The organism is Candidatus Cloacimonadota bacterium (genome assembly GCA_028706475.1).
Classification (GTDB): domain Bacteria; phylum Cloacimonadota; class Cloacimonadia; order Cloacimonadales; family Cloacimonadaceae; genus UBA5456.
Map to the genome: position 1 here is coordinate 17,785 of JAQWBI010000021.1, position 14,505 is coordinate 32,289.

The following is a 14,505-nucleotide window of genomic DNA, read 5'->3' on the forward strand; positions in this document are numbered from 1 at the left end:
GATACTTGAACCTGATATCATCGGGTTATCATCGGGTGAGCACAGGATGATAACACCTTGATATCAGCTTCAACACTGGATAGAACAAAGGGAATGAGGAGCATGATTCTAAAGCTCCCTTCGGTCACATTGGCAATTCGTAGATAAGCCAAATAATACACTTAGTTCACAACAACTATGCTATCTATCTCTGTTAAAATAAGTTAATGGGTAGCTTGGACTTCGGGCAATGCATAGAACCCACCCCAGATATTGGAGTTAGCAATTGAACTGCACTGTTTTAAACATTTCCGCTATTGAGGATTTTCCCTGTTTCAACCTCCTCGCAGTGCAAGGTGTATCTTATGTTCTTCTGCCCAGCGGCTGAACTCCCTGAAATCGGGGTTTTGGCTCAGTTCCACCTTGGCTATGTCATGTACTTTCAGATCCTCCAGAGTAGTAGCATAGTGGCAGGGCTGGATATAGTATTTATCTCCCTCTCTCAGCAGGGAACGAATCTCGTAGAGATCTTCGCCAAAGATGATTTCCGGTGCCACAGTTGTGCGGAATTCATAGTCCACTCCGCTAAGGCGGATCAATTCCATACTACGCAGGATATCCGCACTATTCACATCGCTGCGTGTAAGTTGCCGATAACGGGGCAGCGGCGCTTTCAGGTCCATGGCAATATAGTCCACCGCTTTGGCATAAATTACCTGAGCCAGCACTTCCGGTAAGGAGCCATTTGTATCCAGCTTCACTTTGAAGCGCATGGCTTTCAGGAGTTTCATAAAGGGGATCAGATCCTCCTGCAGAGTCGGTTCACCCCCCGTGATCACCACCGCACTCAGTTTCTTTCGGCGCCGATAGAGGAAGCGCAGCACTTTCTCTGTATTCTGCGGCGGATTATAAATCTGAGGCAGCACCAATTCGGGATTGTGGCAATAGGGACAGCGGAAATTGCACTCTTGAGTAAAGACAATTGCGCTTAGTTCTCCCGGATAATCCAGCAGGGAGAATCGCTGGAATCCGCCGATAATCATGCCAGATTGTGCTCGCTAATTCGATGCGGTACAGGGTTTTTGACGGTGTCGAAAGTTGTGCGCATCTTGAATTCCGCTTTTTTACCTTCGTTCCATTGTGATACCGGGCGTAAATAGCCCACAATGCGGGCAAATACCTCGCAATTCTTACCGCAGCGGGGGCATTTTTGCTGTTCTCCCACCAGATAGCCGTGTTCCGTGCAGATACTGAAGGTAGGTGAAAAAGTGAAATACGGCAGCCGGTAATTACTGCAAACGCTTTTCACCAAGTTCTTTACGCTGGAACAGTGCTCCAACCGTTCACCACCGAAGATGTGTAACACCGTTCCACCGGTGTATTTGGTCTGCAATTCATCCTGTAAATCCAGCACTTCAAAGACATCGTCGGAGAAATCTACCGGTAATTGAGTGCTGTTTGTATAGAAGGGCACTTTCCTATCCGGATTGGCGCTGCGAATGCCGGGGAAACTGCGTTTATCCAACAAAGCCAGGCGATAGCTGGTTCCTTCGGCAGGAGTAGCTTCCAGATTGTAGTTGTTACCGGTAAGTTCTTGAAATTCAATCAATCGTTCCCGCAGATAATCCATCACCTTCACGGCAAATTCGCGACCAATAGACGTCCCGATGCCCACATCCAGAAAGTTCAGACAGGCCTCATTCATGCCGATCACACCGATGGTGGAAAAGTGGTTTTTCCAATATTCATTGAAGCGTTCGCGGATGTTTTTCAGATAGAAACGGGTATAAGGATACAAACCGTTATCGGTGTAGTTTTCCAATATCTTACGCTTGATTTCCAGAGATGACATCGCCAAGGCTAGAGCACGTTGCAAACGCTCGAAGAAGTCCTCTTCACTTTCGGCTTGAAAACCGATCCTGGGTAAATTGAGTGTAACCACGCCAATAGAGCCCGTGAGGGGATTGGCGCCAAACAGCCCACCCCCGCGCGCCGCCAGTTTACGAGTGTCCAAACGTAGCCGGCAACACATACTGCGGGCGTCGTTTGGGTCCATATCGCTATTCACGAAATTCGAGAAATAGGGAATGCCATATTTTGCCGCTGCTTCCCACAGATATTCAATAGCAGGATTATCCCAATCGAAATCTTTGGTGATATTGTAGGTAGGAATGGGGAAAGTAAAGACTCTGCCCTTGGCGTCGCCTTCCACCATCACTTCCAGAAACGCACGGTTCAACATGTCCATCTCGATTTGGAAATCTGCATAGCAGGCTTCCTGAGGCTGTCCGCCGATGATCACCGCCTGGTTCTTGTAGCTTTCGGGACTGATGAGATCCATGGTGATATTGGTGAAAGGAGTCTGAAAACCCACTCTGGTAGGCACATTCAAGTTAAATACAAATTCCTGCAGAGCCTGCTTCACTTCAGAGTATTCCAGCTCATCATAGCGGATGAAGGGCGCTAAAAGCGTGTCGAAGCTGGAAAAAGCCTGCGCTCCGGCCGCCTCGCCCTGCAAGGTATAAAAGAAGTTTACGATCTGCCCCAAAGCGCTACGAAAATGCTTGGCAGGAGAGCTTTCCACCTTGCCCACTGCCCCCTTGAAGCCGGTTAGCAGGAGATCCATGAGGTCCCAACCTACACAGTACACAGAAAGCTGGCCCAAATCGTGAATATGAATGTCGCCACTTACATGGGCTTCACGAATCTCCGGGGGATATATCTTGTTCAGCCAGTAGGTCTTACTCACCTCACTGGCAATGTAATTGTTCAATCCTTGGAGAGAATATGCCATGTTCGAATTCTCATTTACCTGCCAATCCAGCTTTTCCAGATATTGATCGATCAACTTCACTCCCGCACTGGAGACCATCTCCCGGATGCGGGCATGTTGATCCCGGTAAATGATATAGGCTTTGGCAGTTTTCTTGTAAGGTGAAGACAGTAGAACTTCTTCCACAATGTCTTGAATTTTCTCTACGTCCGGAATCTCTTCCGTGAGACTCTGTTGAGCCAGATTGAGCACCCTGAGACAGAGTTTATCTGCCATCTCGGCATCAAATTCCCCACTGGCATCTCCTGCCTTGAATATGGCATTACTTATCTTGCTTTTATCGAAATCTACTATATGGCCATTCCGCTTGCGGATCTTAGAGAACATGGGCAACTCCTTTATGAAAAACGATAACTATATGTTGTATAATTTATTACAGACTTAGAAGCAAAATCGCCAAAAGGGGGATCAAGCTTCGAATTACATAAATACGGTCACTTATCAATCTGTCAAGTTGATGTTTTTCCACTTCGCTTTTCTTCAGGGGATGGGGATTATCACTACTGGTAAATTGATCTGGCGTTGTGCATGATTGATAGTACTTTAGGGATAGGTTTTAGCGTTTATGCGATTTGTCGTTTTGGTGTTTTGCGATTCCAATAGCAGAACTGCAGAACCGCAGCACTGTAGCACTGTAGCACTAACCAACTAAGAACTAATGAACTACGAGCTTCTGCGAACGCAGTGAGTATTCAACAGGCCGAAGGCCGAAACAGCCATTATTCATCATTCATCATTCATTATTCATTGAAAGCGCCCCCCTACTCCACAGTAACGCTCTTTGCCAGATTCCTGGGTTGATCCACGTTAAAGCCGCGCAGATCTGCCACATGGTAGGCCAGTAATTGCAGTGGTATCACGGTAAGCAGCGCTTGCAGGTTGGTGAGAGTATCCGGGATGTAGATCACGTTTTCGCTGATCTTCTGCAGTTCCGTATCTCCTTCAGTTGCAATCGTTATCAGCCGTGCTTTGCGCGCCCGCACTTCTTGAAGATTGGAGTAGATCTTGTCGTAGAGCGGATCTCTGGTGGCAATGGCCACCACCGGCATATTCTCATCGATCAGTGCGATGGGACCGTGTTTCATCTCCGCGGCGGGGTATCCTTCAGCATGGATATAGGATATCTCCTTCAGTTTCAAGGCTCCTTCCAGCGCCACGGGATAGTTCAAACCGCGTCCCAGATACAATGCATTTGTGCAATCCTTGATGCTCTGTGCTATCTCCCGTATCTGCCCGTTCAATTTCAGGATCCGCTCCACCTTTCCCGGTATTTCTTCCAGGGCTTTGATGTACTCTGTTCCCTGCACGGCGGAGAGGTGATTCATTCTGCCCAGGTAGATTGCCAGCAGGCTCAGGATGGTCACTTGCGATGTAAAGGCCTTGGTGGATGCCACTCCGATCTCACTACCGGCGTGAATGTAAGCCCCACCGTCGCTTTCCCTGGCAACAGTGGATCCCACCACATTAGTGATGCCCAATACTCTGGCGCCTTTGGCTTTAGCCTCGCGCATTGCCGCCAGGGTATCCGCAGTTTCCCCGGATTGACTGATCACAAAGACCAGGGTATCTTCCGGAATGATAGGATTGCGATAGCGGTATTCGCTGGCGTATTCTGCATGTACCGGGATACGTGCCATATCTTCTATGATGTATTTTCCGATCAATGCAGCATGAAACGAGGTTCCGCATGCCAGCAGGTGGATTTGTTTTACTTTGCGCAGTTCGAAAGGTTCCAGATGCAATCCGCCCAGGCGTGCCGTACCCATCGTTTCGTTGATTCTGCCCCTAAATCCATTGTCGATAGTGATGGGCTGTTCAAAGATCTCTTTCAGCATAAAGTGCTTGAAATCGCCCTTTTCGATGGCGGATATATCCCAATCCACCACGCTGATCTGTGGTATCACGCTGGTTTTACTTAATGTGGATATCTCAAAGCCGTCTTTACGCACCACACATAGTTCGGAATCCTGCAGATAGATCACCCGTTTGGTATGAATCACGATGGCGCTTACGTCGCTGGTGATAAAGTGCTCATCGTCGTTGATTCCGATGATCAATGGACTGCCCTTGCGCACTGCGATCAGCTTATCCGGTTCCTTTTTACTGATCACCACCAAACCGTAGGTGCCTTCCACTCTCTTCATGGCTTCCCGCACCGCATCTTCCAAGCCTATCCCTGTGCTTATATACTGCTCGATGAGGTGGGCAATCACCTCGGAATCGGTCTCGCTTACAAAGCTATGCCCCAGCTCTTTCAATTGTTCGCGCAATAGTTTATAGTTCTCGATGATGCCATTGTGTACTATCGCCAGCTCTCCCCTGCAATCGGTGTGAGGATGCGCATTTACCTCGTTCGGTGCCCCGTGAGTTGCCCAGCGGGTGTGCGCTATGGCCACATGTCCGCTGCATCGAGAAGGTTCCGGCAGAGAACGCTCCAATTCTATGATCTTACCTTGTTTTTTGTAGATTTGCAGACCATTTTCATGGATTAAAGCCGTTCCGGAGGAGTCATATCCCCGGTATTCCAGACGCTTCAGCGCCTCGATCGCAATCGGCAATGCCTCACGACGACCTATGTAACCAACTATTCCACACATTGCTTCTCTCCTGTAATTTTATGGAAGCCATACAGTGCCCAGGCCAGGATCACCACCGCTGGAATTGCCAGCCAGTAGCGCAGATTATCCTCACCGGACACAAATATCTGCATAAAGGGTTTGGATGCCAGGCTCATGATCACCAAGGCAAATCCATTATTGATAGTATGCAAGAGCATCGCATTGAAGATCGATCCGCTACGTAAAGTGAGATACGCCAGGATCATCCCCAGGATCAGCACAGGAACAAAGCGGAATGGATCCAAATGGAAGGCGGCAAACAGCAATCCGCTCAATACAATGCTCACCTTCATGCCGTATTTCTCGAAAAAGCGGATCAAAAAGCCGCGAAACATCAGTTCTTCACAGATTCCCGGCGCCACAGCAATCACCAAAAAGCTTGCCCACAACGGCAGATCCATGCTAAACAGCCCGCCCAGCATCTTCAGATAATTCTCCGGGAAAGGATAGATGGTATTGATCGCTTGCGAAAGCAGCGCCACCAATATCGACGCCGGAATGGCGATAAACGGTACCAAAAGCAGCTCTTTCAGTTTCGGCGCTTTCAACCGCAAGACCTCATTACCATTCATTTTGAACGCCCTTATCAGGATGAATATCGGCAATGCGATTATCAGAAGTTGCGTTAGCACCAGACCTCGCGCCAGATCCTGCTGCTGCAAATATGAACCCAGATAATACAGTAGCAGCAGGGCTATGCTGTAATACACTACCCCATTGTAGGGACTAAAAAAGCTTGCTTTATTCTTTCTAAAGCTCTTCAGACTGCCGCTGTCCTCGTCGGAACGGAACAGGATGCCTTCGGTATTGAAGAGCTTGATGGTTGCCCAGATCGCCAATACATCCAACACTAGGGTGCTGATGATGGTGATAAGGAGGTGCGAAAGCTGATAGTCGTTTATCATCACCGCTTTGAACAGCAATGCGATGTTTACTACCGGGATCAATGCCATCAGATTACTCATCTCGATGGCGGGCAAAAAGCTGATCATGGCCAGGATCATCGATACCATCATGATCGGCTGCTCGTAGGTTCTGGCTTCTTTCATGTTTCTGCTGAAAGTGGATAGTGATAACAGCAGCGCAGCAAACAGAGTTGCCAAAGGCAGCATGGCCACCAGCAGGATCAGGATCGCCTTGATCGGCATGGCAGTTCCCTCCATTTCCAGCCCGGATTGGGATAGCATATAGCGCAAAGAGAAGCTGATGCTAAAGAGGTTTATGATCAGATTGATCATGCCCAAAGTGATGATGGTGAGATACTTGCCTATCACCACCTCCTTTCTGCCAACTCCTGCCACCAACAGTGTTTCCAAGGTCTTGCGCTCCTTTTCACCCGCCACTAAATCCGCCGCCACCAGAGAAGCGCCTGCCAACAGCATGATGATCATGATATAAGGCAAAAACATCCCCAAAAGCATTCCCATCTTTTTCTGGGAATCGGAGCTGTCACGTTTACGCACATCCACCAAGTTCATCAGTTTGGGATTCACTCCCATCCCGCTCAATTGCTCTTCGATCAAGCTGTTTTCAGCCTCATCTATCTTTTCGGCAATCTTATTGAAAGTCATAGTGCCGCGTTCATTGGAAGCGTCATATTGGATGTAGCTATGATACACCCTCAGCCCATTTGCGTCCAGCGAGTCCCGAATGCTTACAATAGCCTGGATATCCTTGCTGGCATACAGCTCCTGGGCGTTTTCGCCGGCAGGAACCACAGTGAAGTGCTCTATTTCGCTAATGCTGCTCAAAAGGCGCATCGAAATCTCGTTTTGAACGCTGTCCGCCACTGCCACAGTTGCTCCGCGTTCTTCCAAAACCCCGGTCTGACGGGTCATGATGGCATTGAAGCCCACAATCAATAGCGGATACAGGATCACCGGCAACAGCAGAGTGGTAAAAAGTGTGCGTTTATCCCGCATCACTTCCATCAACTCCTTGCGATACACTATCATTACTTTCTTAAAATTCATGCGCTTGTACCTCGATTTCACCGTTTGTCAGATTCACATAATGCACAAAGATGTCGTCCAGATCGCTTTGTTGCGTAGCTTCCCGCAGCTCTTCCAAACTGCCGCTGGCCAATAGCTTTCCCCGGTGGATCATCACGATCCTGTCTGCCAGCCGCTCTGCCTCCCGCATGATGTGAGTGCTGAAGAGCACACATTTGCCGCGCTCTTTGCAACTGCGGATAAAGGACACAATATTACGAGCGGTCAGGATGTCCAGACCCGCGGTGGGTTCGTCAAAGATCATTACCGGTGGATCGTGGATGATGGAGCGGACGATGGATACCTTCTGCTTCATACCGGTGGAGAGAAATTCGATCTTTTTGTCCATAAAGTCTTTCATATCCAGCAGTTCCGCCATCTCATCCATACGCTGGTTGATCTCGGTATCCGCTAAAGAATACAGACGCCCGAAGTAGCGGATAAATTCATGCACCCGCAAGCGGTTATACAGCCCCGTATCTCCGGAAAGAAAGCCCAGATTCTCTCGTACCCTGTCCGGATCGGTTAATATATCCCAACCCTGGATGTTTGCGCTGCCGGAGCTGGGTTTGAAGACTGTGGAAAGGATGCGCATGGTAGTGGTTTTCCCCGCTCCGTTCACTCCCAACAGACATACTATTTCACCGTCATTAGCGCTAAAGCTGAGATCATCCACAGCGCGAAAGCTGCTGCCGTCCTTTTTGGGAAACTCTTTCACCAGATTCATTACATTTATCATACTATCTTCATCCGTTCATGTTTTGCTATTCTGCCTGCTTCGCACAGCGCCACAAAAGGGGGCAGAACTATGTAGCCCCGCCCCGGTTAATAAACATACTGTCATGTATCTATTACAAGTTCTCGATTGCTTTCAGCGCTTTGGGAGCAGTAGCGGGGCTCACCCCTTCCTGACTGATGTAGCCCAAAACAGGGCTGCCGGATGGCTTGCGATCGGCATCTTCACGATAGAATTCCACATGGATTCGCACCGGTTTTCCATCCAGTTCCACTATGTCATTGCCTTCGGCATCGCGTTCAAATTGGTTCTCGTACAGCCACACCAGCCCGATTGCGGCAGTACCGGCAGGATCATTTACATTCCTGCGCTTGGAACCGATGGCTTCACGCTGTTCCAAACTGAGATTAGGGGAATTGATACTGGAGCTAACACTACCGATGCGCTTGCCGTCCCGATATACTCCGCGGCCAGTCACTATGCCTTCGCTGATGATGATGTTCATGCGTTTGTTCACGCCCTTGGCCAAGGCTTTTTGTAAAGCAGCCTTGCCCATAAAATCGCCCTTATTCATGTCGATGGCGGCATCATAGAGGGGGGCATTTATGGGATTGTGGGCGGGATCATATTCCTGACCCATCAGCGGCAAACCGAAGGCTCCCGCTGAAATGCGGTTCTCGTCTCTACCGCCCAGGCCTACCAGCAGTCCGCCCAGATCCAAAGCCAGGCTCACGATCTTCTTAAAATCTTCCGCTGCTTTGGCTATCGGGATGTAAAGCTCCCAACCCCAACGGTTTGTATAGCCGGTGCGGCTGATGTAGTAATGCTCGCCGTCACGGTCAAACTCGTTGAAACTGAAGTAACTCATGTTCTTTTCAGGATTGTTGCGGTTCTTCAGTACCTCTACACCGTAAACCTCTTTGATCAATTTATAAGAAAGCGGACCCTGGATGTCCACTTTTACCAATTTGTCGGAGATATCCTCCGCCTCCACATCTTCCCCATCCCGCTTTTGACGCATCATGCGGTCGATATCGGCGATCAATTCCTGCTTTTCGCCCTCAATTTCCACAGTGTCCGTGATGTCGTGACCGGCATTGATCACCGCGATAAATTCATCTTCCGACACCCGCATCACGATCATATCATCCTGAACTCCGCCAGCTTCATTGAGTAATAGACTGTATTTACAGCCTCCCACCTTCATATCGACGAAATTTGCGCCCAAACTGCGGTTTAGCAGCGTAGCGCTATCCTTGCCCTTAAAACGGATCTGCGCCATGTGGTCGATGTTGTAAATCGCCACTTTGTTCACTGCGGCAGCCTCTTCCAACACCGAGGTCAGATAATTCACTGCCATGTCGTATTGACCAAAATTGCTACGCTTCACGCTCTGCAAAGCCAATCCCTTGCGCTGTGCCAGAAGCGGCAAATACCAATTCTCTTCCAAATCATAAAGGAAGGTCTTGCGGATACTCTTCGGAAAGTCGAAGCCGTACTTTTTCATCACAAAACTCCTGAAAATATTTTTTTATTGCACAATCCATTAACTTCACTTTTTTGTAAAGTCCTTTTTCGTTTCTTTCCCTTTTCCCCACTCTGAAGGTGGGAAGGAGGAGGATTGGTGAGAAGTTTATTTTGACGTTCTAGCGTTATGAGGTTTTTGACGTTTTATCGATCCCCACTGCAGCAGCCCAGCACCGCAGAGCCTTTCAACAGCGAGCTATACGAGCATTCAACAGGCCAAAGGCCCAAACCTCCATTATTCATCATTCATTATTCATCCTTCAACCAGTGCGCAACAACGAGTGCCGAACTCGATATCAAGCTGTTATCATCCAGTGCTCACTCGATGATAACCCGATGATATCTACTTCATATCTGGATAGTTTTCAGGGTGATGACAATGGAATCAGGTACCAAGTAGAAAAGAGACGTAGCATCGGAATGCTACGATACGCCTTGAAACAGAGCTTCCATAGTTCCGATCCGTAACGGAGGATGCTGGTTTTCCGCAATAAAAAAACCGCCCAGTATGCAATAACTGAGCGGCTTCAAATTATGGTCGGGATGACAGGATTTGAACCTGCGACCACTTGAACCCCATTCAAGTACGCTAGCCGGACTGCGCTACATCCCGACCGACTTTGTACCATAGATTTCATTCGCCTTTTTTTGGCAAGGAAAAAATTCATAAGGACGCTTAGTGTGTGACCTTTTGGCGATCAGGGAAAGACCCAGCATTTTGTGAGAGGATTTCCGTAAAAGCCCGAAAGGCGACATTATTATATAGCGAGGGTGTGAAGAATCGGCGACCGGGGTCCCCAAAGCTGAGTGAAACGAAGGTTTGGGGTAGTTACCGGGGTCCCCAAAGCTGAGTGAAACGAAGGTTTGGGGTAGATGCCGGGGTCCCCAAAGCTGAGTGAAACGAAGGTTTGGGGTAGATGTCGGGGTCCCCAAAGCTGAGTGAAACGAAGGTTTGGGGTAGATGTCGGGGTCCCCAAAGCTGAGTGAAACGAAGGTTTGGGGTAGTTACCGCGGTCCCCACGGAAACACGAAGCGTTTTTGTGGGGTGGTCCGCAGCGGAACGTAGTGGAGCTGTATTCATCATTCATTATTCATCATTCATCATTCAACCGCCTCACACCAATATATCCAAATCCCCCGGTAAATAGTACAGACGTCCACTGCGTTTGATGCGTTTCCTCAAGTATCTGCCCAATTCCGGTTCCACCGCTTCTATTTCGTCCAGGCAGCGTGAGATTGCTTTTCGCACTGCTTCCCTGGCCTTATTTTCAGCATCGAGGAATTTCGCAATCCGGCCGTCTTTATACAGCACTTCCTGCAGGTAACTGAGCAGCTTATCCTTCTCGTTCAAGACCTCTTCCAGCGCAGCAACATCATTGTTTATCCTTAGTTCTGCTTCCATTTCAATTACTTTCAGCAAGCGTTTCTTAACCTCGGCAATGCAGCGCAAATCTGCCTTTTCGATGCGGTTATCCGGACTTTGCCGATACACATTCATCCCCTCCAATTCAGCTGCACTCATTGCCGCAAACATCTGCATTCCCTCCGGGACTGTGTTTCGGGAAGCATATAAATCCCTGGCATAATATGTTTCTCCAGGGTGCCGCAGCAATTCCAGCAAATAGCGCCAACCCACACTCTTCTTGAATTCTTGATTCGTACCATGGTAATTCATCTCTACGCATCGATCATGTTCTACAAGTTCCAAAGTCTGCGATCTCACTTTTCCTCCTGAATATGTAATTATAGTAGCATCTCTGAATACGATTACATTTTATTTAGTGATGCTTATGCTGTCAAGAAGAAATATTAGCACAACCTATTTTATTTGATTTTGGGCTCAGAGCATGACGTCAACTGCCGCTAAAGCCAGCAGCCCCTCCATCATTCACCATTCACCATTCATTATTCACCATTCATTATTCACAGCCAACTGCAGCACGGTAGCACTATCTAACTAGGAACGAAGAACTAGTGAACTACGAACTGTTGAAATATATGGACATCCCCATATCGCTGATCCAATCGGCCATCCCCCTTATTTCCATCCCAAAATCGCTGAATATCGCAGAAAAAAATTTGAACAGACCTTTTTTCTGCTTGACATCTGTCCTGCAGTATCCAATGTTTGAATTGCTGATGCTTTAGCTGAGGAACTCTTGCTGTATGATGCCTTTTTATCATACACTAAAGTTCTTATCATGATCTCGTAAGAAAGAATTGCCGCCGGAAAATGGGTATTTACTAGAACCACCGGCAAGGTCAACAAAGAAGGTTTTTGTATGAAACTTGTAGCCAATGGTAATCTTTGGAGCTTACACAGCTCGCCCGCAGGGCATTTTTACCGCTGCCTCGCAGAATACCCTTGCGTCTACATTCACCAAATAATGATCAAAACAATCACTCACATCCGAAACCAAATCCTCCACACTGTTTCTGCGCTTAGTAGAATAATCGTCGCACATTATCGCTTACCTCGCACAAACAGCCTCGTAGCATGCGGTTTCCCCAAACTTACAACCATCAAAAACAATCGAGCTCATCCATTATAATGGATAGCTCTTTCTTCAACAAATGAATCTCATTCAGGAGAAAAAGATATGAAGAAATTAATACTGACAATGTTGGCTTTAGCATTTGCATTGATGGCATTTGCTCAAGTCGACGTTACTATAGGTACGGGAACTTCAACCGGTCGTTATCCCTTTAACGATTACTTTGTGTACTCCCGTTCCCAATCTCTATATATGGAAGCCGAAATTGGTGCCCCGGGCACAATTCACAAGTTGAGATGGTATCGAAACGACACAGGAGCAGATCCTGATGCGATTGGTACCACCCAGATCTGGTTGAAAACGGTTAACAATGCCGTCCTAACAGGAACCGATTGGGAGGATCCCGGTACAATGGTTGCTGAGATTACTGATATTGACCTCGGCGCTGGGAATGCTTGGTATGAAGTTGATATTGATGACTTTGTTTATACTGGCGGTAACCTCCTGGTATCTGTTTATACGCAGGATGCCCCTTATACTAGCCCTCATTCATATTGGAGATACACTTCTACCACCGGTATGAATACTCTTAGATATGGCAACAGCGACAGCGCAAATCCACCAACCTTGTCCCTGGGTACTTCCAGACCTAATATTCAGATTAATATGACTGCTGGAGCTCCCACAGCACCTCCCAATGCCCCTATCCTTGCATCTCCGTCTAATGGGGGATATGCATTTATTGGCGATATCCTCCGTTGGAATGGTGGTGGTGGTTTCCCTGCTACATACGATGTATTTCTAGACACCGTGGATGGAAGTACCCTGGTAAGCGATAACCAAACCGGAACTACTTATACTCCCACTCTGATTGCTGGCAATACTTATTATTGGAAAGTAGTAGCAAGCAACAGCTTCGGCGATTCACCCGCTTCAGCTACGTGGAGCTTTAGCACTCCTGGTGCCGATCAACTGGTGGAAAGCTTTGAAAACACTGCTTTCCCGCCAGCGGGTTGGGCAAATGGAACAACTGGGAACTGGTCCCGCAGTACTTCATATGCTACTCATGGCTCAGCCAGTGCCACCAGGTATGGTAGCACAAGCACTGCTTATATACTTTCCACACCGAAGGTTACAATTCTAGCCAATAGCACCTTAGACCTGTGGACATTATCTAGCAGCACTTCAGGAACCTTGCAAGTTGTTTATTCAGCAGATCGTGTAACCTGGACACCACTCGGAACTCCCATTTCACACGCATCAACCTATACCTGGTACAACACAATAGCTGACCTAAGCTCTCTTGCAGGAAACAATTACTACCTGGGTGTACAAACAGGTAGTCAGAGTGCAAGCTTCTACATCGATAGAATAATTGCCCCAGATATCACACCCGAAGCGCCAGGTGCCCCTGTCCTCTCAGCTCCTGCTGATCTAGCTATAAATGTGGTTGAAAATACCACTTTCACCTGGACAGCTCCTGTTACTGGTGGCGTACCCACAGGTTACAACCTCTATCTGGACACGGTGGACGGAACTACCCTATATGCCTCCAACGTGACATCTCCTTATACACTCACCACTCCTTTGGCATATAATACCACGTATTATTGGACGGTGGAAGCTTATAGTGGAGCAGGTACCGGTCCTCAAGCTACTGTGCAAAGCTTTACCACAAGATCAAATCCCATTATCTCAAGCTTCCCATGGACTGAAGGTTTTGAGGTTAGCGCTGGAACATTACCCTTAAACTGGGTTGCCACAGAGGGTACTTCCGGTGCGTCACAGCATTGGAAAGCGACAACTTCTGATTCCTCTCATGGTGCCTCTGCTCCAGCCAGTGGAACGTCGTTTGCGTACCTTTACTGCTATTTGGCAAGTACTACATACAATCCCTACAGCATGATTACTCCTCCGGTAGCTCTGGATGCTACGACCAAACGGTTATCATATCAATATTGGATAGGATCAGCCACAGTTGAAGAACCTTTGTTTGTAGACATTTCGAATGATAATCAAGCTACTTGGACTACTCTATACACTCATTCAAATGCTAGTAATACAGGAGCATGGTTCCAAAATACCATTAGTCTAGAGGCATATGCTTCTTCAACTGTCTATCTACGCTTTAGAGGAATAAGCAATTATGGAAGTGGAATGTGTGACCTAGGTATTGATGATGTTACCGTTGAGGATATCCCCGCCGGGCCAATCTTCGCTTACAGCCCAGATGCCATTAACTTCGGTACGGTGATGAACGGCCCTCAGACTGGTCCTCAAAACGTGACCATCACTAACAATGGCGGTGGAACCCTGAACATTAGTG

The 14,505-nt window shown here is 47.9% G+C and carries 8 protein-coding genes and 1 tRNA gene; 1 reads left to right on the plus strand and 8 read right to left on the minus strand.

The annotated features are described in order from the left end of the window. Positions 1-314: 314 nt before the first annotated feature. The 8 genes from PHF32_05440 to PHF32_05475 form a co-directional block, all read right to left on the minus strand. Positions 315-1,022, minus strand: coding sequence for an anaerobic ribonucleoside-triphosphate reductase activating protein (locus PHF32_05440; GenBank protein MDD4560164.1), 708 nt, complete (start codon positions 1,020-1,022; stop codon positions 315-317). Continuing rightward, entirely contained in the window at positions 1,019-3,139 is a 2,121-nt protein-coding gene (locus PHF32_05445) for a ribonucleoside triphosphate reductase (protein ID MDD4560165.1), read from the minus strand. The genes PHF32_05440 and PHF32_05445 overlap by 4 nt, the downstream gene beginning before the upstream one ends. A 434-nt stretch (positions 3,140-3,573) precedes the next feature. Next, positions 3,574-5,409 carry a glutamine--fructose-6-phosphate transaminase (isomerizing) gene (gene glmS, locus PHF32_05450; protein MDD4560166.1) on the minus strand — a complete coding sequence of 612 codons (1,836 nt, stop codon included), beginning with the start codon at positions 5,407-5,409 and terminating at the stop codon, positions 3,574-3,576. Then, the gene (locus PHF32_05455) at positions 5,397-7,403 is read right to left on the minus strand and encodes an ABC transporter permease (GenBank protein ID MDD4560167.1); all 2,007 of its coding nucleotides are present in this window, start codon (positions 7,401-7,403) and stop codon (positions 5,397-5,399) included. Before PHF32_05455 ends, glmS begins: the two co-directional genes overlap by 13 nt. Beyond that, a complete protein-coding gene (locus tag PHF32_05460; protein MDD4560168.1) occupies positions 7,393-8,160 on the minus strand; it encodes an ATP-binding cassette domain-containing protein in 768 nt (255 codons plus the stop codon). The genes PHF32_05455 and PHF32_05460 overlap by 11 nt, the downstream gene beginning before the upstream one ends. 112 nt (positions 8,161-8,272) lie before the next feature. Continuing rightward, positions 8,273-9,664, minus strand: coding sequence for an aminomethyl transferase family protein (locus tag PHF32_05465; protein ID MDD4560169.1), 1,392 nt, complete (start codon positions 9,662-9,664; stop codon positions 8,273-8,275). Between the two features lie 555 nt (positions 9,665-10,219). Further along, positions 10,220-10,297, minus strand: a tRNA-Pro gene (locus tag PHF32_05470). Between the two features lie 501 nt (positions 10,298-10,798). Further along, positions 10,799-11,407 carry a hypothetical protein gene (locus PHF32_05475; GenBank protein MDD4560170.1) on the minus strand — a complete coding sequence of 203 codons (609 nt, stop codon included), beginning with the start codon at positions 11,405-11,407 and terminating at the stop codon, positions 10,799-10,801. Positions 11,408-12,284: 877 nt separating this feature from the next. Here PHF32_05475 and PHF32_05480 point away from each other — a divergent pair. Next, the coding region (locus PHF32_05480; GenBank protein MDD4560171.1) for a choice-of-anchor J domain-containing protein at positions 12,285-14,505 on the plus strand (2,221 nt) is incomplete at its 3' end.